Annotated in this window: 16 protein-coding genes; 10 read left to right on the top strand and 6 right to left on the bottom strand. The window is 57.1% G+C overall.

Features of this window, described 5'->3' with window-relative positions:
- The first annotated feature begins 6 nt into the window (after positions 1-6).
- From thiB to HRR99_RS13805, 4 genes are all read left to right on the top strand, one after another.
- Positions 7-1020, top strand: coding sequence for a thiamine ABC transporter substrate binding subunit (thiB, locus tag HRR99_RS13820; protein ID WP_112499034.1), 1014 nt, complete (start codon positions 7-9; stop codon positions 1018-1020).
- An 18-nt stretch (positions 1021-1038) separates the two neighbouring features.
- On the top strand, positions 1039-2658 hold the full coding sequence (gene thiP, locus HRR99_RS13815) for a thiamine/thiamine pyrophosphate ABC transporter permease ThiP (RefSeq protein ID WP_233123511.1): 1620 nt from the start codon (positions 1039-1041) through the stop codon (positions 2656-2658).
- The gene (locus HRR99_RS13810; protein ID WP_233122131.1) at positions 2655-3371 is read left to right on the top strand and encodes a thiamine ABC transporter ATP-binding protein; all 717 of its coding nucleotides are present in this window, start codon (positions 2655-2657) and stop codon (positions 3369-3371) included. Before thiP ends, HRR99_RS13810 begins: the two co-directional genes overlap by 4 nt.
- Before the next feature lie 338 nt (positions 3372-3709).
- Complete coding sequence (locus HRR99_RS13805; RefSeq protein WP_233123510.1) at positions 3710-5170, top strand: M48 family metalloprotease; 1461 nt, start codon at positions 3710-3712, stop codon at positions 5168-5170.
- A gap of 85 nt (positions 5171-5255) precedes the next feature.
- Here the strand turns inward: HRR99_RS13805 and HRR99_RS13800 are convergent, their stop codons facing one another.
- Entirely contained in the window at positions 5256-5828 is a 573-nt protein-coding gene (locus tag HRR99_RS13800) for a CarD family transcriptional regulator (RefSeq protein ID WP_111840459.1), read from the bottom strand.
- Positions 5829-6372: 544 nt separating this feature from the next.
- Here HRR99_RS13800 and HRR99_RS13795 point away from each other — a divergent pair.
- Positions 6373-11136: an NAD-glutamate dehydrogenase gene (locus HRR99_RS13795; RefSeq protein ID WP_233122130.1), complete on the top strand. Its 4764-nt coding sequence runs from the start codon at positions 6373-6375 to the stop codon at positions 11134-11136.
- A 72-nt stretch (positions 11137-11208) separates the two neighbouring features.
- The gene (locus HRR99_RS13790) at positions 11209-12594 is read left to right on the top strand and encodes an MFS transporter (RefSeq protein ID WP_112499037.1); all 1386 of its coding nucleotides are present in this window, start codon (positions 11209-11211) and stop codon (positions 12592-12594) included.
- On the opposite strand, the gene phaR is transcribed toward HRR99_RS13790, so the two are convergent.
- Positions 12585-13160: a polyhydroxyalkanoate synthesis repressor PhaR gene (phaR, locus tag HRR99_RS13785; protein WP_233122129.1), complete on the bottom strand. Its 576-nt coding sequence runs from the start codon at positions 13158-13160 to the stop codon at positions 12585-12587. The genes HRR99_RS13790 and phaR overlap by 10 nt on opposite strands.
- A 240-nt stretch (positions 13161-13400) precedes the next feature.
- Here phaR and HRR99_RS13780 point away from each other — a divergent pair, with 240 nt between their 5' ends.
- The 4 genes from HRR99_RS13780 (at position 13401) to bfr (ending at position 16460) form a co-directional block, all read left to right on the top strand.
- The gene (locus HRR99_RS13780) at positions 13401-14582 is read left to right on the top strand and encodes an acetyl-CoA C-acetyltransferase (protein WP_233122128.1); all 1182 of its coding nucleotides are present in this window, start codon (positions 13401-13403) and stop codon (positions 14580-14582) included.
- A gap of 126 nt (positions 14583-14708) precedes the next feature.
- Positions 14709-15434 (top strand): acetoacetyl-CoA reductase, encoded by a 726-nt coding sequence (phbB, locus tag HRR99_RS13775; protein WP_233122127.1) that lies wholly within the window; start codon positions 14709-14711, stop codon positions 15432-15434.
- 257 nt (positions 15435-15691) lie between these two features.
- Positions 15692-16003, top strand: coding sequence for a (2Fe-2S)-binding protein (locus HRR99_RS13770; protein WP_233122126.1), 312 nt, complete (start codon positions 15692-15694; stop codon positions 16001-16003).
- The gene (gene bfr / locus HRR99_RS13765; protein WP_162694605.1) at positions 15969-16460 is read left to right on the top strand and encodes a bacterioferritin; all 492 of its coding nucleotides are present in this window, start codon (positions 15969-15971) and stop codon (positions 16458-16460) included. The genes HRR99_RS13770 and bfr overlap by 35 nt, the downstream gene beginning before the upstream one ends.
- 54 nt (positions 16461-16514) lie before the next feature.
- Here bfr and HRR99_RS13760 read toward each other — a convergent pair whose 3' ends face one another.
- The 4 genes from HRR99_RS13760 to HRR99_RS13745 form a co-directional block, all read right to left on the bottom strand.
- Positions 16515-17021 (bottom strand): RNA pyrophosphohydrolase, encoded by a 507-nt coding sequence (locus HRR99_RS13760; protein ID WP_233122125.1) that lies wholly within the window; start codon positions 17019-17021, stop codon positions 16515-16517.
- A gap of 37 nt (positions 17022-17058) precedes the next feature.
- Positions 17059-18255: a divergent polysaccharide deacetylase family protein gene (locus HRR99_RS13755; RefSeq protein ID WP_233122124.1), complete on the bottom strand. Its 1197-nt coding sequence runs from the start codon at positions 18253-18255 to the stop codon at positions 17059-17061.
- A gap of 66 nt (positions 18256-18321) precedes the next feature.
- Complete coding sequence (locus HRR99_RS13750) at positions 18322-19650, bottom strand: S41 family peptidase (RefSeq protein WP_233122123.1); 1329 nt, start codon at positions 19648-19650, stop codon at positions 18322-18324.
- The gene (locus HRR99_RS13745) at positions 19640-21088 is read right to left on the bottom strand and encodes a murein hydrolase activator EnvC family protein (protein WP_233122122.1); all 1449 of its coding nucleotides are present in this window, start codon (positions 21086-21088) and stop codon (positions 19640-19642) included. The genes HRR99_RS13750 and HRR99_RS13745 overlap by 11 nt, the downstream gene beginning before the upstream one ends.
- Positions 21089-21118: the final 30 nt, after the last annotated feature.

The following is a 21118-nucleotide window of genomic DNA, read 5'->3' as shown; positions in this document are numbered from 1 at the left end:
CGTCTGATGCATCGTCATGTCCTAACCCGCGCTCTGATTGCCGTGTCCCTTCTTCTGCCGGGCCTTGCCCACGCACAGGATAAGAAGACGCTGACGGTCTATACCTATGAAAGCTTCGTTTCCGAGTGGGGTCCGGGGCCCAAGGTCAAGGCCGCCTTCGAGCAGACCTGCAACTGCGTCGTCAATTTCGTGGGCGTGGCAGATGGCGTGGCCTTGCTCAACCGGTTGAAGCTGGAAGGACCAAGTTCGAAGGCCGATGTCGTCGTCGGTCTCGATACCAACCTGATTGCGGAAGCCAAACAGACAGGGCTTTTTGAAGCATCGGGTATCGATACCGCAGCGGTGAAGGTGCCGGGTGGCTTCAAGGACGATGTCTTCGTGCCCTATGACTACGGTCATTTCGCCGTCATCTATGACACCCAGACAATCAAGAACCCGCCGAAAAGCCTGAAGGAATTGGTCGAGGGTGATCCGTCGCAAAAGATCGCCATTCAGGATCCTCGCACATCAACGCCGGGTCTCGGTCTGCTTTTGTGGGTGAAATCCGTTTACGGTGACAAGGCCCCGGAAGCATGGGCGAAGTTGAAGAACCGCGTTCTGACGGTAACGCCCGGCTGGTCGGAATCCTACGGGCTCTTTACCAAGGGTGAGGTTCCGATGGTGCTGTCCTATACGACATCGCCCGCTTATCACATGGTTGCGGAACACAGTGAACGGTATCAGGCGGCAGCCTTCGAAGAGGGACATTATATCCAGATCGAGGTTGCCGGTGTGCTGAAGAATGCACCGGAGAAGGAACTGGCAAAGCAATTTCTGGCATTTTCCCTGACGTCTGGTTTTCAGGATGCCATCCCCGAAAACAACTGGATGATGCCTGTTTCCCAGACATCGACACCGTTGCCGGAGGCGTTTTCCAAGCTCGTTCAGCCCACAAAAACATTCCTGATGTCGCCGGAAGAGGTGGCAAAGAATCGTAAGGCCTGGATCGATGAATGGCTGTCGGCCATGAGCGTGAAGTAACGGCGGGCGTTACCCTTGGTGATGGATCGTCGCGACATCAGCAGGTTCATAGTTGGCGGAGTGATGGCAAGTGCAGCCATTCTGCTCTTCATGGGGCTTGCTGTCACCGCACTTCTGTCCTTTGACGCGGGCGTAACTTCCGGGTCACTCTTCGACGCCTATACCCTGCGTATCTTGCGGTTCACGCTGTGGCAGGCAACCCTTTCTACCGCCCTTTCCGTGGGCCTTGGATTGCCGGTGGCACTCGCTCTTGCGCGCCAGCAGGAATTTCCTGGTCGCATATGGATCATCCGTTTGATGGCGGTCCCGATGGGACTTCCGGTCATCGTGGGAGCACTGGGAATCATCGCCATCTGGGGACGGCAGGGCATCGTCAACACGATCTTTCTGGCGGCAGGCGCCGAGCAGCCTTTCAGTATTTACGGCCTTTCAGGCATTCTCATCGCCCACGTGTTTTTCAATCTGCCGCTCGCTGTCAGGTTTTTTCTGGCGGGTCTGGAACGGGTGCCGGGCGAATATTGGCGCATGGGCGCAAGTCTCAATTTCGGTCCCGTCTCCACCTTCCGCTTTATCGAATGGCCTGCGGTGGCAAGGCTCATTCCCGGTGTCGCCGGGCTTATCTTCATGCTCTGTGCCACGAGCTTCACGCTGGTTCTGCTTTTGGGCGGAGGACCTGCGGCAACGACGATCGAGGTGGCGATCTATCAAGCGCTTCGTTTCGATTTCGATCCACCGCGCGCCATTGCGCTCTCGCTGATGCAGATCACCATGACCGGCATTCTTCTGGCACTGCTGGCCAGCCTTCCATCTGCGAATGCTGAGGCATCGACAGAGGGCAGGCGAGTGCGCCGTTTCGATGGCGAAGGCGGTGTCGCGCGGCTATGGGACGGGTTTGTCATTTTGCTGATGCTGTTGCTCGTGGGTCTTCCGCTGATTGCCGTTGCATCATCGGGGCTGACAGCGGATTTATCGCGCCTGCTGACCGCAGCCACGTTTCACAAAGCGGCGATGACGAGCTTGTTGATCGCCGTCGTCTCGGCCTCACTCTCCATTCTGGTGTCGGTTGCGCTCATCCGCGCCCGTCAGGCCATTGCTGCGCGAAGAAACGCATCGCTGACACTGCGGGCGCTGTTTACCGCCATGGGAGCAGGCTCGTCACTCGTCTTGCTGGTGCCGCCTGTGGTGCTGGGCAGCGGCTGGTTTTTGCTGCTGCGACCCTTCGGCGACGTGTCGATATTTGCACCGGCGCTTGTCTGCGCCATCAACACGCTGATGGCTCTCCCCTTTGTGATGCGCGTGCTTGAGCCTGCCTTCATCACCCATCAGGCCCGCAGCGGACGCCTCTCGGCCAGTCTCGGAATATCAGGCTTTTCCAGACTTCGTCTCGTGGACTGGCCGGTTTTGTGGCGGCCCGTGGCGATGGCATTGTCCTTTGCCATGGCACCATCGCTAGGTGACCTTGGTGCCGTCGCTTTGTTCGGCTCGGAAAGCTTCGTGACGTTGCCGTGGTTGGTCTATAGCAATATGGGCAGTTACAGAACCAATGATGCAGCGGGTTACGCCTTCATTCTCGGCGTTATCTGCCTTCTCCTTGCAGCAGGCGGCGTTTCGCGTCAGCCATCGAAAGCCATGACATGAACGCTCAGGATAAGGGCTTGAGCCTTGAGAACGTGACTTTGAAACTCGGTCAGCAGGATTTTGCACTGGATTGCAGCTTCCAGCGCGGCAAGGTAACGGCGGTCGTCGGTCCCTCCGGGTCTGGAAAGTCCACGCTTCTCAATCTGGTCGCAGGTTTCGAAGCGCCGGATGCTGGCCGAGTGATGATCGAAGGGCGTGATATGAGGGGGCTCGATCCATCGCAACGGCCTGTCTCCGTTGTCTTTCAGGACAATAATCTCTTCGCGCATCTGGATATCATCACCAATGTCGGGCTCGGTATCAGCCCATCGCTAAAACTGTCGGCAGACGACAAAGTCACCATCGCTCACGCACTTGAGCGCGTGGGGCTGGGCGGTTTTGAAAAGCGGTTGCCATCCACGATGTCCGGCGGTGAGCGGCAAAGAGCGGCTTTGGCAAGGGCGCTGGTGCGCCGCCGCGCAGTGATGTTGCTGGACGAGCCGTTTGCGGCGCTCGATCCCGGTTTGCGCGTGGGCATGGCGAAGCTGCTGGAAGACCTCCATGCAGAACTGGAAAATACCGTTCTTGTCGTGACGCACCACCCCGACGATATCCGTCGTCTGGCAGATGCCGTGGTGTTTCTCGCGCAGGGCCGCGTCCTGTTTGAAGGAAGCACCGAGGCATTCTTCGCAGCAACGCATCTGGATGACATCAGGGCGTTTCTGGCGGCGTAACGGGTTCACGACGAGGGCGCGGGACAGTACGCGTCACAATTTGGACGCGGCCTGCTGTCAAGTCTGCGAAATCACACAGGCGACCCGTCATTTTTGCACTTGCGCATTATTAACAACTGCTTGAAAAACGATGCAAACAATCGATCCATACGAAATATTTCCGCGTGAAGGATCGTTTTCGTTGTTTGCGCATTCACATGCCCCTAGGGGTTATATGGTACACTGGTCTGCAGATAACGGATGATCAGGAACGTTAGGAGCAGACGAGCAGGATGATGACGTGTGTGAAGGCTCTACAGAGCCACACCTCCGGTCAGAATGTGTGGCATAAAGGCAAGATGGCGAAGCGCATTCTGGCGCTTGCAACCGCTGGCCTTATCCTGTCGTCGTGCCAGTCTCTCTTCAGCCCTTCCTATCAATCCACACTCAAGCCGTCGGATAATCCGCAGACGGTGGAGCAGGTGCAGAAGAACGATCCGCGCGCGCAAATGGGTGCCCGCGAGCATCCCCGCATCGTTGCCAGCTACGGCGGCGAATATCACGACGACAAGACGGAACGCCTGGTCGCTCGCATTGCTGGCGCGCTGACGGCGGTATCGGAAAATCCGCAGCAGTCCTATCGCATCACGATTTTGAACTCCCCTGCCATCAACGCTTTTGCGTTGCCCGGTGGTTATCTCTACGTCACGCGCGGTCTCCTGGCGCTTGCCAATGATGCGTCGGAAGTGGCGGCGGTGCTGTCTCACGAAATGGGCCACGTCACGGCCAATCACGGCATCGAACGTCAGCGTCGCGAAGAGGCCGAAGTGATCGCCAGCCGCGTCGTTGCCGAGGTGCTTTCGAGCGATCTGGCTGGAAAACAGGCCTTGGCCCGTGGCAAGCTGCGTCTCGCCGCCTTCTCGCGTCAGCAGGAGCTGCAAGCCGATGTCATCGGCGTACGCATGCTCGGCGAAGCGGGTTACGACCCCTATGCGTCACCGCGCTTCCTCGATTCCATGGCAGCCTATGCGCGCTTTACATCCGCGGACCCCGACAGCGACCAAAGCCTCGACTTCCTGTCCAGCCACCCGAACACGCCGCAGCGCATCGAGCTTGCAAAACGCCATGCGCGCGCCTTCGGTCAGGAAGGGCAGGTTGGTGACAAGGGACGCGACTGGTTCCTCAATGGTATCGACGGTCTTCTTTACGGGGATAGTCCGCAGGAAGGCTATGTGCGCGGCAATACGTTCCTGCACGGCACTCTGGGTATCCGGTTCGATGTGCCTGAAGGCTTTCAGATCGACAACAAGGTCGAGGCCGTTCTCGCGACAGGACCAGGCGAAATGGCCATCCGTTTCGATGGTGTCGCCGATCCCAAGCAGACGAGCCTTGCCAATTATCTGACGAGTGGCTGGGTTGCCGGACTGGTGCCGGAAACGGTGCGCGAGACGGAGATCAACGGACTTCCTGCCGCGACCGCCCGTGCGACTGCGGACAAATGGGATTTCGATGTCACGGTCATTCGCGTCGGCCAGCAGATATTCCGGTTCCTGACGGCAGTGCCGAAAGGCAGTGCGCAGCTCGACAGCGTGGCCAATGTCCTGCGCACCAGCTTCCGCAAGATGACACCGGCTGAGATAACCGCCCTCAAACCGCTGCGGGTGCGTGTCGTCAACACCAAGCCGGGGGACACCGTTGCTTCACTGGCGGCGCGAGTGATGGGCACAGACCGCAAGGTCGAGCTTTTCCGTGTGTTGAACGCGATGAGTGCGACATCGGTCATTCAGCCGGGTGAGCGGGTCAAAATCATTTCAGAATAAAAAAACCCGGCCTTTGAATTATGTCTCGCGAGGTCGCCACGAGAGATAATTCAAAGGCCGGGTTGATGGAGCGGATAGAAATCGCTTACGCGGCTTCTTCTTCCTGTGCGTCGTCTTCTTCCACGGTCTTGCCGCGCTTCGGACCCTTGTTGAGGTTCACTTCAACGAGACGAACGGCCTCGGTTTCAGACATCTTGTTCACAGCCGCGATTTCACGGGCCATACGATCAAGAGCAGCTTCATAAAGCTGACGCTCGGAGTAAGACTGCTCAGGCTGATTTTCGGCGCGATAGAGATCGCGAACGACTTCAGCGATGGCAATCAGATCGCCGGAATTGATCTTGGCATCATATTCCTGCGCGCGGCGCGACCACATGGTACGCTTGACGCGAGCCTTGCCCTGAACAACCTTCAGTGCGCGCTCGACGAAATCCCCTTCGGAAAGCTTGCGCATGCCAATGCTGACAGCCTTTGCCACCGGAACTTTCAGGCGCATCTTGTCTTTTTCGAAATCGATGACGAAAAGTTCGAGCTTCATGCCCGCGACTTCTTGTTCTTCAATCGTCGAGATAGTACCGACACCATGAGCGGGATAAACGATCGCTTCGCCGGTCTTGAAACCGTGACGCGCTGGAGATTTTTTCTGCTGGATTGTCATTCGTTCTAAAAACTCCCTGTTACATACACCCGGTGTTTCCGGGGGTCGGGTCGGTCAGGCCCGGATGAGACGGGGGAAACCGTCAGGTGACTTCGTACTGGTACAGACGTGCGCTCAAAAATAAATCACCTTGCAACCGGCAGGTTGACAACACAAACGTTCGATATGTCACGGAAACCGCGTGCAAGTGATGAGTTGCTTTCGTGGTGTTTTTGGGCACGCAAATGCCACGCTGTGGATCAGTTTCATAGGTCTACCACAAAAATACGTGGAAATCAATAATTTGCTTCAACCGTGACTATGGCGTCACAATAGGGTCGCCCGGACATTAACAGAAAATGCTCAATTGATACTTTTGAAATGCAGTCGCGGCCCGTGAGCCACTCTTTCAATCGAATAAAATTTGCAGATGTCGTTTAAAGCATTGCTGCCCACTTAAACTATTCATAATTCCGCGCCAATATCCGATTCGAATTTGATGGAAATGACAGGATTTTTTGATTTTCTTTCATAAACCCTCACTCTTCGGGAGGAAAAAGGTAAAATGGGCTACCGGAACAATCCAAAACGCGACAAACAACTCCAAAAATCCAGAAAACTGGCGGAAGCATCCGGCAAGCCCTTCATCGACCCGACCGTTGTCTTCGGTCGGGCAAGTGGAGATGATATTCAATATTATTCCCCAGAGATGCTGGCAGCCGCAGCGGCGCATACAGCAGCGCAACTGGCGCACTGGAAAAAGAACGAGCCTTATATTGGAATTTCGCAAGTAGAAGGCGTCAATCCGCGTGATGTTCAGGTTTCTGTTCTGACCGTGATCGGTCTCAACATGCCCTTCCTGTATGATTCCGTCATGGGCGAAGTCACCAGCAGCTATCGTAACCTGTATTTGGCAGTCCATCCGATCATGGTTTCCGATGCCTCGGCGCCGGGGGGATATCGTCTGGCTGACCCAGAGATGGATGCGCCAGAAGATAATATCAGTGTCATCCAGCTTCACATTGCACCTGCGACCGCGCAGGCTGCCGACATTCTCGAAGAAAAAATACGCTTCGTTTTGTCGCAGGTTCAGTCGGCCTACAGCGACTGGAAGCCGATGCTGGCAAAACTCGATGAAGCGCTTGAAGAACTGAAAGCCCGTGGCTCCAGTCGCCGCAAGCCGGAGCGGAACGAAGCCGTCGCCTTTCTGGAGTGGTTGCGGAACGATAACTTCACATTCCTCGGCATGCGCGACTACAGCTATTCCGGCACCGGCAAGAATGCCCGCGTCGAGCGCGGCGAAGGCAGTGGCTTGGGCACGCTAACCGACCCGAATGTTCGCGTGTTGCGGCTTGGCAAGGATGCGGTCACCACGACGCCCGAAATCCTCGCTTTCCTCGATGGCCCCGATTTCCTGATCGTCACCAAGGCCAATGTCAAATCCATCGTCCACCGTCGTGCCTATATGGACTATATCGGCATCAAGCGGTTCGACGAGGATGGCAATGTCGTTGGCGAGTTGCGCATCGTGGGTCTTTTCACGGCGACGGCCTATACCCACTCCGTCCGCCAGATCCCGCTTCTGCGTGCCAAGGTCGCAGAGGTGGAGCACCATTTCGGCTTTGACCCCAACAGCCACTCCGGCCGCATTCTGCACAACACGCTGCAATCCTATCCACGTGACGACCTCTTCCAGATCGACACGGATCTCCTGATCCGCTTTATCGAGCAGATCATGGAGCTGAGCGACCGTCCACGCGTCCGCGTCCTGCCGCGTATCGACCGTTTCGACCGCTTTGTCTCGGTCATCATCTTCGTGCCGCGTGAGGAATATAATTCCTACGTCCGCGAGAAGATCGGCGAGTATCTGGCTGATGTCTATGATGGCCACATCTCGGCCTATTATCCGGCCTTCCCGGAAGGGGCAGTCGCGCGCGTGCATTTCATCGTCGGGCGCACCAACGACAAGACGCCGCGGATCGCTCAGGACAAGCTCGAGGATGCTGTCGGTGATATCGCGGCGCGCTGGATCGATCACTTCGTGGCACTTTCGCCAGCCGGTGCGCCGGTGCTGGATGTCGATCAGGCGTATCAGGAAGCCTTCACCCCAGATGAAGCCATCGGTGACATGGCCGATATCCTGGCCACCGCTGGCGGCGAGCCCGTTCATATCGAATTCTATCGCCGTGAAGACCAAGCAGATGGCGTGCTGTCCCTGAAGATTTTCCATCGGGATGGCCATCTGCCGCTTTCCCGGCGTGTGCCGCTGCTCGAAAATCTTGGTTTCAGTGTCATCAGCGAGCGTACCTTCGATGTGGGTGTCGTCTCTGGCGATGAGACGCGCACCATCGTACTGCACGATATGGAGTTGAAGGCCCAGCCGGGCGTCAAGCTCGATCTGGCGATCTATGGACCACGGCTGGAAGAGGCGTTTCTCGCCGCATTCGATGGCCGCGTCGATAATGACAACTTCAATCGCCTGATCCTCGCAGCCGGTCTCGATGTGCGCGAAATTTCTGTCTTGCGTGCCTACGCCCGCTATCTGCGCCAGACGGGGATCGTCTATTCTCAGGAGCATATTTCCGAAACCCTGTTCAAATATCCCGCCATCGCCGCGCAGATATTCGAACTCTTTTCCCATGGCTTCGACCCCAAGCTGGGCGAAAAGCCACGTCTGCGCAAACTGTCCGATGTGCACAAGGCAATCGAAGCGGCGCTATCCGGCGTGCCAAATCTCGATGAGGACCGCACGCTTCGCCGCTATGTCAACGCTGTCGACTCCACCTTGCGCACCAATTATTTCCAGCGCAATGCAGATGGGTCGCCGAAGGCGATGCTGGCGTTCAAATTCGATCCGAAGCTGCTGGACGGCCTACCGGACCCGCGCCCGTTCCGGGAAATCTTCGTTTACGGCACAGAGGTCGAAGGCGTTCATCTGCGCTTCGGCAAGGTTGCCCGTGGCGGACTTCGCTGGTCGGATCGCGGTCAGGACTACCGCACGGAAGTGCTGGGACTGGTCAAGGCGCAGCAGGTAAAAAATGCCGTGATCGTGCCGGTCGGTGCAAAGGGCGGCTTTTTCCCGAAGACCTTGCCGGTTGGCGGTAGCCGTGATGAAATATTCACTGCCGGTAAGGACGCCTACCAGACCTACATTCGCACGCTGCTGTCGATCACTGACAACATCGTCGGCGATGATATCGTGCCGCCTGCCGACACGCTGAGACTGGATGGGGACGATCCCTATTTCGTCGTCGCAGCAGATAAGGGAACGGCGACATTTTCGGATACAGCCAACGGTCTGGCGCGGGAGGCAGGGTTCTGGCTGGATGATGCTTTCGCATCCGGCGGATCTGCCGGTTATGACCACAAGAAGATGGGCATTACTGCGCGTGGTGCCTGGGAAACCGTGAAGCGGCACTTCCGCGAGATGGACACCGATATCCAGACGACGCCGTTCAAGGTCGTCGGTGTCGGTGACATGTCTGGCGACGTTTTCGGCAATGGCATGTTGCTGTCTGAAAAAATCGAGCTGATTGCAGCCTTCGACCACCGCGATATCGTCATCGATCCGACACCCGACACCGCCAAATCCTTTGCGGAGCGCAAGCGCCTGTTCGATCTGCCCCGGTCCAGCTGGCAGGATTACGATCGTTCGACCCTGTCTCAAGGCGCAATGATTATTTCCCGGTCGGAAAAATCCGTGACGCTCACGCAGGAAGCGGCTGGTGCCATCGGTCTTGACAAGCTGGTGGCAACACCGTTCGAGATCATGACGGCAATCCTCAAAGCACCAGTCGACCTGCTCTGGTTTGGCGGCATCGGCACCTACGTCAAGGCTGCGGTGGAAACCAATGCCGAGGTGGGTGATCGCGCCAACGACCCGATCCGTGTCAATGCGACCGAGGTGCGCGCCAAGGTCATTGGTGAAGGGGCCAATCTGGGCATTACGCAAAAGGCACGCATTGCCTATGCGCTTGCCGGTGGCCGATGCAATTCGGACGCTATCGACAACTCGGCGGGCGTGAATTCCTCTGACGTTGAGGTCAATATCAAGATCGCCCTTGCATCGCCCGTCAATGATGGTCGTCTGACCCTGGCCAAGCGCAACCAGTTGCTGTCCTCGATGACGACGGAGGTCGCACAGCTCGTGCTGCGCAACAACTACCTTCAGTCGCTGGCGATATCGCTGACGGAGCGCCGGGGAACGGAAAACCGCGAGGAGCTTGGTCGCTTAATGAGCGCCTTAGAGGCGGTCGGTCAGTTGAACCGCAAGGTGGAAACGCTGCCAAATGATGCAGAGTTTGCCGAACGCTACGCGGCGGCAAAGCCTCTGACCCGGCCCGAGATCGGCGTTCTCCTGTCATATGCCAAGCTGACGCTGTTCGATACGCTGGTGGCGAGCTCGCTGCCGGACGAGCCCTATCTGCAACATCTGCTGACGGATTATTTCCCGAGCAAGATGCAAAAGACCTATGCGGCTGACATCACCAGCCATCGCCTGCACCGGGAAATCGTCGCGACATCGCTGGCCAACCAGGTCGTCAACAGGGGTGGTCCGGGCTTCGTACAGAAGCTTGTGGATGCCAGCGGCATGCTGGCCCCGGCCGTCGTCAAAGCGGCAATGATCGTTGAGGATGGTTTTGGTCTCAAACGGCTTTGGAGCGAGATCGACCAGCTCGACGGCCTGATATCCGGCGATGTGCAGAACGGGCTCTATGCCATGGTTGCGCGCATCTACACGGACGCGACGCGGCTTTATTTGCAGACGGCAAATACCGTTTCGGGCTCCATGACAGATGAGATCGGCAAGTTGAAGACGGCGATAAAGTCGCTCTCGCCCGGTGCCGCCAAGTACAAGGAAGAGGTTGGCTTTACGCAGATTGATGGCGTTGCACCGGAACTGGTGCGGGAATTGGAAACGCTTTCCCTTCTCGTCTACGTGCCGGAGATCATGCTGATTGCCGAACAGGCCAATACGACCCTTGCCCGTGCGGCGGATAGCTATGGAGCTGTTTCGGTTACCTTCCGTGTTGCACGGCTTCTTGATGCCGGTCAGCGCGTCACGCCGGCGGATCATTATGAAAGTCTTGCTCTGCTGCGCAGTCAGGACCAGATTTCCGCATCACGTCGCCGCATCGTCATCTCTGCGCTGACGGAACATGCCAAGGAGAAGAACCCGGTGCAGGCCTGGTATGCAGCCGACCGTGTCAGGGTCAATCGCATCGTCTCCGAGCTTGCGGCCTTGAGCGACAGCGGTGACACGAACCTTGCACGTCTGACTGTTGCCGCCGGTCTGCTTTCGGATATAGTCCAGGCGCGAAACGTCTGATATCAGACGTTGGCTGCCCGGCGAAAATGCCGGGCAGTTTTACGAATACCAAAGCGGCCGAAAGGGTGACGCATGGCCTCATCTTCCCCTGCGACCGAAGAGACCGTGACGAAACGCGGTATCTGGGGCTGGATGCTCTTCGACTGGGCGGCCCAACCCTTTTTCACTGTCGTGACTACCTTCATTTTTGGGCCCTATTTCGTTGCCCGGCTGACGGCTGATCCAATTTCCGCGCAGACGACCTGGAGCAATATGGCGACCATATCGTCTGTGGTCATAGCCATTTTCTCTCCCATACTCGGTTCCATTGCCGACCAGTCCGGCTCGAGAAAGCCGTGGATCGCATTCTTCGCGACCTTCAAGATCGCCAGCCTGTCGATGCTGTGGTTTGCCGCACCCGGCTCTGCGATCATCTGGCCTGTTACGTTCATGATACTGGCGTCGATTGCGGCGGAGTTTTCGATCGTTTTCAACGATTCCATGATGCCGAGGCTGACGACACCGCAAAATGTCGGGCGCATTTCCAATACGGCCTGGGGACTTGGTTATCTCGGCGGTATGGTGGTGCTGATTTTTGTCGTGCTGTTTCTGGCGGCGTCTCCAGGCACGGGCGTGACCATTCTTGGAATTCCGCCTCTCTTCGGGCTCGATCCCGCAGCAGGAGAAGATGCGCGCATCACCGGCCCGATTTCTGCGCTCTGGTATCTGGTTTTTATCCTGCCCATGTTTTTCTTCACGCCAGATGTGAAGAAGGGTTTGCCTCTGGCAAAAGCCGTTCATTCCGGCCTCACGGAACTGAAGGCGACCGTTAGGGAGCTCAAGGGACGGCCAACCATCATGCGGTTTCTCATCGCCCGAATGCTGTATCAAGACGGCGTCAACGGCGTTTTGATCCTTGGTGGTGCTTTTGCCGCTGGCCTGTTTGGATGGGGCACGATGGAAATCGGCATATATGGCATCATCCTCAACATCGTCGCTATCGGCAGTTGCCTTGCCGCTGGCCGTGTGGACCAGCGGCTCGGCTCGCGAAACACGGTGCTGATCGCTCTGACGCTGCTCCTGGCAGCGACCCTCGGCATCGTCTCCACCCAGACCGATTCCACATTGTTCGGGCTGCTGGCGCTTCCCGTCGGCGCTCATGAAGGACTGTTTTCCAGCGGAGCGGAGAAAGCCTATCTGGTCTACGGCATGCTGATCGGCATTGCCTTCGGGCCCGTGCAGGCATCGTCGCGCTCTTATCTCGCCCGCAACGTGACGATAGCGGAAGCGGGCCGTTACTTCGGAATCTACGCGCTTTCCGGTCGGGCAACCAGTTTCATGGCAACGCTATCCTTCTCCATCGTGACCTACGCCACCGGCTCGGCCCATCTGGGCATGGCTATGCTCACCATTTTTCTCGGCGCTGGTTTTCTTCTTCTGCTTCGCGTGCCAGAGAGGGCCGAGGCGCGTCAGAGTTGATCGAGCTTGGTCTGGAGCGTGCGCAACTGGGACTTCAGTTCATCGATTTCGGACGCATCAGGCTTCTTGGTTTCCTTGGGCACAGGCGGCACCGGGAATGGCGTGAAGACCTGCATGGCCTGTCGGAAGAGCTCCGTGTTGCGCTTGACCTGTTCTTCCATGAAGCCAAAGGGTGTCGCAAAGTTTTTCGACGCCGATGTGTCACCGAAAGCTTTCGCCATCTGGTCCTGCATCTGGCTTTGCTGCTCGGAAAATGTCTTCATCGAATGTTCGAGAAAGGTCGGCACGACCATCTGCATCTGGTCGCCGTAATAGGAAATGAGTTGTCGCAGGAAAGCCGTCGGTAGCAGGGTGTTTCCGGTCTTGCCTTCCTGCTCGACGATGATCTGCGTCAGCACCGCATGGGTGATGTCCTCAGATGTCTTGGCGTCCTGAACCTTGAACTCTTCGCCGCGTTTGACCATCTTCGCCAGGTCTTCCAGCGTCACATAGGTGCTCGTGCCGGTGTTATAGAGTCGGCGGTTGGCATATTTCTTGATGATGGTCTCGCCAGTGTGTTTTGCCATGCTCGCCTCCTCGCGATGCCGGTATATTCTTTTTATCAGGTGTTTTTGCTCTTCCCATCTTTAAGACTATGCTGAAATCAACCGTTCTGACAAACGGTTTGTGCGATGCAGCAGTCACTTTTTTTGCGCAGCATTCGTGTTCTACGGTCCCTGAAAGTATGGTCGACAGGGACATTCATGGCGGTTTGACTTGCGTGCAAAGCTTTGCCAATCTCGCGGCGCAAAATGGGAGATACAGTTATGACCTCGACTTCAATCGTCATTGTCAGTGCAGCACGCACGGCAGTTGGCTCGTTCAACGGCAGCTTTGCCATCACGCCTGCGCATGAGCTTGGTGCCGCGGTCATCCAGTCGGTGCTGGAAAGAGCAGGCGTTGGACCCAACGAGGTCGATGAGGTCATTCTGGGTCAGGTGCTGGCGGCGGGCGAGGGCCAGAACCCGGCCCGTCAGGCGGCGATGAAGGCAGGCGTGCCACAGGAGGCGACGGCATTCGGCATCAACCAGCTCTGCGGTTCCGGTCTGCGTGCGGTTGCTCTTGGTATGCAGCAGATCGCCACCGGTGACGCGTCGATCATTGTAGCAGGTGGTCAGGAATCCATGTCGATGGCGCCGCACTGCGCGCATTTGCGCGGCGGCGTCAAAATGGGCGATTTCAAAATGGTCGATACCATGCTGAAAGATGGCCTGACCGATGCCTTCTACGGCTACCACATGGGGATAACGGCTGAAAACATCGCCCGGCAGTGGCAGCTTTCAAGAGACGATCAGGACCAGTTCGCCGTCACCTCCCAGAACCGTGCGGAGGCGGCGCAGACCGCCGGGCGGTTTGCAGACGAGATCGTACCCTTCATCATCAAGGGTCGGAAAAGCGACGTTACCATTGATGCAGACGAATATATTCGTGCGGGTGCATCACTCGATACGCTGACGAAACTGCGGCCTGCTTTCGACAAGGAAGGCACGGTTACGGCTGGCAATGCATCAGGCCTCAACGATGGCGCCGCCGCCGTTCTTCTGATGAGCGAAGCCGAAGCGCAAAAGCGTGGTCTTCAGCCTTTGGGTCGCATCGCCTCGTGGGCCACCGCCGGGGTTGACCCACAAATCATGGGGACGGGTCCAATACCTGCGTCTCGCAAGGCGCTTGCCAAGGCTGGCTGGTCTGTTTCCGATCTTGATCTGATTGAGGCAAACGAGGCTTTTGCGGCGCAGTCCTGCGCCGTCGTGCGTGATCTGGGTCTTGACCCCGAAATCGTCAACGTCAATGGCGGGGCCATCGCCATCGGTCACCCCATCGGCGCATCCGGCGCGCGCGTTCTCAACACCTTGCTGTTCGAGATGAAGCGACGCAGTGCCAAGAAGGGGCTGGTTACCCTTTGCATCGGCGGCGGCATGGGTGTTGCGATGTGTATCGAGGGCATGTGAGCGCCCCCGATCATCGAAATGCCATGATGGCCTCCAATGTGACGCACGCCGTTATCGCAAGACAGCAACAGGTTTTGAGGCGACATGCGCTAAAGGCTGACACAGTGAATGACAGGAGGCCTTAATATGAGCCGGGTTGCATTGATAACGGGCGGAACCAGCGGCATTGGCGCAGCCATAGCGAAGGCACTTCATGCCGCTGGCTACAGGGTTGCCGTCAACTACGCTTTCACTGAAGATCGCGCCGAGCAGTTTCGTCGCGATACCGGCATTCCGGCCTATTGCTGGGATATTAGAGATTACGATGCCTGCGTGGCGGGCATTGCCAAGGTCGAGAGCGATATTGGCCCTGTGGAGGTTCTGGTGAACAATGCCGGTATAACCCGCGATGCCATGTTCCATAAGATCACGCCGCAGCAGTGGCGGGATGTGATCGACACGAACCTGACCGGCGCATTCAATATGACGCATCCTGTCTGGCCCGGAATGCGTGAGCGTGGCTTTGGACGTATCGTCAACATATCCTCCATCAACGGCCAAAAAGGGCAGGCGGGACAGGCGAATTACTCTGCGGCAAAGGCTGGAGACATTGGCCTGACGAAGGCTCTGGCGCAGGAAGGCGCAGCGCGCAACATCACCGTCAACGCGATCTGCCCCGGCTATATCGGAACAGAAATGGTGCGCGCCATCCCTGAGAACGTGCTGAACGATCGCATTCTGCCGCAGATACCGGTTGGGCGGTTGGGTGAGCCGGAAGAGATTGCCCGCTGCGTGCTGTTTCTCGCTTCAGACGAAGCGGGCTTCATTACGGGGTCGACGCTCACCGCCAATGGCGGGCAGTATTTTGCATGAGGTAGCCAGCCGACAGGCTTGATCCAGTAAACTTTCCGTGATCGCGAAGGCTTGGTATGCATCAGCTCATATAAATTTGATCGTGATTTTTTGCAGATCAATGACAGCTAAATAAATGAAAATAAGAGGGTTTTTGTAAAGTTTAGAACGAGTCTAATATATCGTATTTCTTAATATTAGAGGTTTTACTTGACACTCAGTGTCCTGTTTTGGTTTAAGAGTGAAAACAAAGTGTTGCGTCACACAGGCAATGATCCATGCTCGTTTGCAGCTGCAATTACATCACCGATAACGATATTCATGACGTCATCAACGAGATGCTCGATGAGGACTGTTGGCAGTTGATCGTGCCCGCCAAAGTGTATCACGCTATGGCCAAGCGTGGCCGTTGCTGCGGCTGCTTTCCCACTGTCGTCGATCTAATTATCAAGACCACAGAAGAATATCATGCACGTCGCCACTCGACGGAAGCCGATGTTTTTGATTTTATGTCCCGCCTGAGACAATTGCATGAAGACAACAGGAGAGCGGACATTGAAAGGCGACACAAGAGTCATCGAGCAGCTTAACGAGGCTTTGTTCCTCGAGCTCGGCGCAGTCAACCAGTACTGGCTGCACTACCGGCTGCTGAACGATTGGGGCTACACAAAGCTCGCCAAGAAAGAGCGTGCCGAATCCATCGAAGAGATGCAGCACGCCGACAAGATCATCGATCGTATCATATTCCTCGAAGGCCATCCCAACCTTCAGACCGTCGCGCCACTGCGCATCGGTCAGAATGTGAAGGAAGTGCTGGAAGCCGATCTCGCTGGCGAATACGACGCCCGCACGGCCTACAAGAAGTCACGCGATATCTGTCACGATGCGGGTGATTATGTTTCGATGAAGCTTTTCGAAACGCTGCTCATCGATGAAGAAGGCCATATCGACTTCCTCGAGACACAGCTCGACCTCCTGAACAAGATTGGTGAGAGCAAGTATGGTCAGCTCAACGCTGACTCTGCCGACGCTGCAGAATCCGAATAAGACTGTCATCGTTAAAATGAAAAAGGCGGCATTCGAGCCGCCTTTTTTGTATCATCAGTCTGCGAGATGTCTGAACTCGGCCACCACCTGCTCATAGACCCCGCGTTTGAAGGGGACGATCAGGTCGGGCAGGCTTTCCATTGGTTTCCACGCCCAGGCATCGAATTCAGGCTCATGGCCTGTCGGTGGTGGGTTTATCTGAATTTCGCTTTCATCGCCCTCGAAGCGGAACGCAAACCAGCGCTGTGCCTGTCCGCGATACTTTCCTCGAAGGCCAACACCGATCAGCTGCGGTGGCAGGTCGTAATGAATCCAGTCACGTGCTTCTGCGAGGAGCGAGACGGTCTTCATACCCGTTTCCTCATAGAGTTCTCTGATGGCAGCGAGCAGAGGCTTCTCGCCTTCATCAATGCCACCCTGTGGCATCTGCCACAGTTGCGGAGAACCATCGAACTCTGAATTGCCTTGGGAAATACGCCGTCCGGCCCAGACCAAACCTTGCGCGTTGAGCACCATGATACCGGCACAGGGACGGTAGGGAAGATCGTCTGCTTTGATCATCGTATCGGCCTTTTCTGAGATTGAGAGTGTCAGAGACTTACTGTTCGGTCTTCTCTGAGACAAGCGCGGAAACGCCGACGATTTCGATGCCTCGGGCTGCGGCCTCGACTGACCATTTCGAAATGGCACCAATGCTTTCGTCAAAGGCGGAGGCAACGCCAATGGCGGTGCCGTTGCGTCGAGCGATTCGCTCCAGATCATCGAGCTTGCGCAGGATGGCATTTTCGTTGACCTGGTCGTCAAGTTGCAGGTCGGCAAATCCAGCGGCAGTGGAGAGCGCCTTGGTCACGGGTCCGCTTTTCGACTGCGCGGAAGAACCATCGTCAATGAACAGGAGACCCCGTTGGCCGATGTCTTTGATAACAGGTTCCAGAGCCTTTTCATCTGCCATGAACCGCCCGCCGAGATAATTCATGATGCCGGTGTAATTGGTGATCTTACCCATGGCGCGGTGCAGACGTTCCAGATTGAGCTTGGCTGGCCCGGCGACGAGCAACGTATCGGGTCCCGGATTGGTGCCGGGATAGCCGAAGGGCTCAAACGGCACCTGAAGCAGAATTTCATGACCTTCGCGGCGGCCTTCCTGCATCCAGCGTTGCAGGCTGTTTCCGCTCGCAGCAAAGCCGAGGGTTACTTCAGGCGGCAGATCGCGGATCGCCTTCTGGGTTCCCGTCTGGCTGAGACCCAATCCACCCACGATGATAGCGATGCGCGTTCCTCTGGCCCCGGACCATGGTCTTGCATACTGCTCCATGGGACGCAGACCGTCTGCGCTCACCTTAGGCAGCCTGCCGAAAGCCGTGTCTTCCAATAAATCTTCGTTGGGCTGCGCAGCAAGTCTGGGGTCTTGCCCATAGGTCTGTCCGGTCATCAGAACGGGTCCGTCGCCCTCACGCTGCCGTGGTGAAAACGTCGAAACCACGTTGCCGTCAGGCATCGTCTGTCTTTGAACATTCGCTCCAGACTGCCCGCTTTGAGGTGCAAGCGGGTCCACCGAGCCTTTGTCGGGCTGGGCTTGGGCAGATGTATCGGTCTTACCGCCGTCCAGCGCGACATCGGGTGCGGTCGAAGCTTTCTGGAGATTGCCGGGAGATAGCGCGCTATAGACCGACAAAGCGCCAATTCCACCAATTGCGATCACGACTAAAGCACTGAGCGCAGAAAAGCGCCAGAACGATCCGGCGCTTTTCTTTCTCTGTCGACCCATAAGCGGTTTGCGCAGGTCTGAAGGCAATGAACTATCCGTGGCTGACGTTATCGCGGGGCGAACGGCATGGAGCGTTCTCCATGCCTCCTGTCCTTACTGCTTGTTGACCACGGCCTTGTCTGGGTTCGGCGGGAAGGAAGGGTCGGTCTTCATGCCGTGGAAGAGGTCCAGCGCGTAGTTGAGCTGGATATCATCCTTGGCTTCCGGCGGCACATAGGCTGCAGAACCTGAACCTTCGTCCGTTTCGCTCTGGCCCTGAATATGGCCGCGCAGGCTCGATTCGCCCTCGGCGCGAACACGGCCCTGAAGCTCTTCCGGCAGAGGCTGATCGACCTTGATGTCAGGCGTAATGCCTGTGCCCTGAATGGACTTGCCCGATGGCGTGTAATAGAGCGCCGTCGTCAGACGCAGCGCACCGGTATCACCGAGCGGGATGATCGTCTGCACGGAGCCCTTGCCGAAGGACCGCGTTCCGAGAACCGTCGCACGACGAAGATCCTGGAGCGCACCCGCCACGATTTCGGACGCAGAGGCCGAACCACCATTGACGAGAACGATCACCGGCTTGCCATCGGTCAGATCACCAGCCGTCGCGTTGAAGCGGCGGGTTTCTTCCGGGTTACGACCGCGGGTCGAGACAACCTCGCCACGTTCCAGGAAGGCGTCGGAGACGTTGATCGCCTGATCGAGCAGACCACCCGGGTTGAGACGCAGATCGAGGACGTAGCCCTTGAGCTTGTCGGCGGGTACGTCTTCCTTGATCTTCTTGATCGCCTTTTCGAGATCGTCATAGGTCTTTTCCGTAAAGGAAATGACGCGCAGATAACCGACGTCGCCGCCTTCGACACGCGACTTGACGGCGCGCACAGCGATGATTTCGCGCATCACGCTGATGTCGAGCGGCTTGTCGGCACCCTGACGAATGATCGTCAGCTTGATCGGTGTCTTGACCGCGCCGCGCATCTTTTCGACGGCTTCTTCGAGCTTCAGCCCGCGGACTGGCTGGCCGTCGATTTCGGAAATGAAGTCACCAGCGAGAATGCCCGCTTTCGCAGCAGGCGTGTCATCCATTGGCGAGATGACCTTGACTAGCTCGTTTTCCATGGTGACTTCGATGCCGAGACCACCGAATTCACCCTTCGTCTGGGTGCGCATGTCATTGGCGTCCTGCGCGTTCAAAAAGCTGGAATGCGGATCGAGCGAGCTCAACATGCCATTGATGGCGTTTTCGACAAGCTTCTTATCGTCCGGGGGCGTCACATACTGGGCGCGAACGCGCTCGAATACGTCACCGAAAATCGACAGTTCCTTGTAAGTCGAAGGACCGGCAGCCTGTGCCGGCATGCTTGCCGAATAGATGACGCTCATCGCTGTGGCACCCATAAGTCCACCGATGAGGAGAAGTGAAGCCTTACGAATCATTACGCGCCCTTCCGGTATTTTTTGCGGTCCACCATGGCTGAGAATCAACCGGTACGCCGTCTTTCCTGAATTCAATGTAAAGCGTCGGCCTGTCAGTTTCCAGCGCCAATGCAGCAGCACTTGCCACTCTTTTTGCGCCCATGGATGCGATGGGTTCGCCAGAGAACACAAACATGCCCTGCCTCGTCCTCACATTGTCCATGCCCGTCAGAACCAAATGGTAGCCGTCACCGGCATTGAGAATAATCATGCGGCCGTAACTGCGAAACTCTCCGGCAAAAACCACGAAGCCGTCCGCGGGCGCCGTTACCAGAGCTTCAGGGCCTGTCGCCACCACCATTCCCTTTGAAAAGTGTCCCGTACCGTCGGCATCGCCGAACCGTCGAAGCACATCTCCAGAAACCGGCAAAGCCAATTTACCCTTCAGAGTCGAAAACGGATATGCGGGCGCAATGCGGTTTTTATCGGGCATTCCGGCGTCGGTCTGGGCTTGCACTTTATCGCGTTCAGACTGGGATAAGGCGGCTAGTCTTTCCTGTTCCAGACGCTCCTTTTCCTTGGCTTCGCGCACCGAGGATATCTCGTTTTCAAGCGATGACACCAGCCCTTCCAGACTGGTCGCCTTGCTCGCAAGTTCTTCAGAACGCTTGCGTTCTGCTTCCAGTTCGCTTGCGGTCTGGGTGTTGCGCTTCTCGTTTTCCAGACGCAAAAGATCGAGCCTTTTTTCCTCTTCAAGGCTCGCGGTCATGGTGGTGGTCAACTGTTCTTTCTCACCGGCGATGGCCTGTCGCAGGTCGGTCAACTCTTTGAGAGCGGAGACGAGCTTCTCGGTCTCCGACCGGATGCCCGGAACGACGGCGCCGAGAAGAATGGCGCTGCGCACGGATGCCAACGCATCTTCCGGCGAGACGAGCAAAGCGGGGGGAGGGTTGCGGCCCATGCGTTGCAACGCGGCCAGCACTTCAGCCAGCACGCCGCGCCGTTCGCGTAAGGATGCTTTCACGCCATCCTCGCGGATGTTCAGCTTGGCCAGACGGTCCTCGCCATCATTGATCTTGTCTTCGAGGTCTTTTCGACGCTGCGCGGACGCGATCAATTCATCCTTGATGCGGACGGTGTCCTGATTAAGGGCGGCGATGCTTTCCTGCAACTGGCGGGTCTTGTCCTCGGAAAGGCCGATGCTGTCGACCAGCTCCTGCAAATCCTGCCGGTTCTGGTCGCGGCGCTTTTCAAGCGCGTCCAGTTCGTCTGGCGCCAGGTTTTCCTGTGTGGCCGATGGAGCGCTGAGATCATCCGGGTCGCGCGCCAAGGTGACGGACGGCTGAAAAGCAACCGTGCATGCAGTGAGGATCAGGCTCGAAAGAGCTGCCCATTTGTATTTTCTGCATGTCTGGATCATCGCAACCGGGTCTTCGCAATCGACGGGATTGGCGACCATACGCTGCTTCGCCGATTTGCGCCAATAGGG

This window comes from Agrobacterium vaccinii (assembly GCF_021310995.1).
Lineage (GTDB): Bacteria > Pseudomonadota > Alphaproteobacteria > Rhizobiales > Rhizobiaceae > Agrobacterium > Agrobacterium vaccinii.
Note: the sequence above shows the minus strand (reverse complement) of the source record. Positions and strands in the feature narration are given on the sequence as shown.

What these genes read in the sequence shown, in the direction of transcription:
- phbB (WP_233122127.1), top strand. Translation starts at nt 14,709, where the DNA reads ATGAGCCGGGTTGCATTGATAACGGGCGGAACCAGCGGCATTGGCGCA.
- HRR99_RS13770 (WP_233122126.1), top strand. Translation starts at nt 15,692, where the DNA reads ATGCTCGTTTGCAGCTGCAATTACATCACCGATAACGATATTCATGAC.
- thiB (WP_112499034.1), top strand. Translation starts at nt 7, where the DNA reads ATGCATCGTCATGTCCTAACCCGCGCTCTGATTGCCGTGTCCCTTCTT.
- HRR99_RS13750 (WP_233122123.1), bottom strand. Translation starts at nt 19,650, where the DNA reads ATGATTCGTAAGGCTTCACTTCTCCTCATCGGTGGACTTATGGGTGCC.
- HRR99_RS13760 (WP_233122125.1), bottom strand. Translation starts at nt 17,021, where the DNA reads ATGATCAAAGCAGACGATCTTCCCTACCGTCCCTGTGCCGGTATCATG.
- HRR99_RS13805 (WP_233123510.1), top strand. Translation starts at nt 3,710, where the DNA reads ATGGCGAAGCGCATTCTGGCGCTTGCAACCGCTGGCCTTATCCTGTCG.
- HRR99_RS13745 (WP_233122122.1), bottom strand. Translation starts at nt 21,088, where the DNA reads ATGGTCGCCAATCCCGTCGATTGCGAAGACCCGGTTGCGATGATCCAG.
- HRR99_RS13790 (WP_112499037.1), top strand. Translation starts at nt 11,209, where the DNA reads ATGGCCTCATCTTCCCCTGCGACCGAAGAGACCGTGACGAAACGCGGT.
- phaR (WP_233122129.1), bottom strand. Translation starts at nt 13,160, where the DNA reads ATGGCAAAACACACTGGCGAGACCATCATCAAGAAATATGCCAACCGC.
- HRR99_RS13780 (WP_233122128.1), top strand. Translation starts at nt 13,401, where the DNA reads ATGACCTCGACTTCAATCGTCATTGTCAGTGCAGCACGCACGGCAGTT.
- HRR99_RS13795 (WP_233122130.1), top strand. Translation starts at nt 6,373, where the DNA reads ATGGGCTACCGGAACAATCCAAAACGCGACAAACAACTCCAAAAATCC.
- HRR99_RS13800 (WP_111840459.1), bottom strand. Translation starts at nt 5,828, where the DNA reads ATGACAATCCAGCAGAAAAAATCTCCAGCGCGTCACGGTTTCAAGACC.
- HRR99_RS13810 (WP_233122131.1), top strand. Translation starts at nt 2,655, where the DNA reads ATGAACGCTCAGGATAAGGGCTTGAGCCTTGAGAACGTGACTTTGAAA.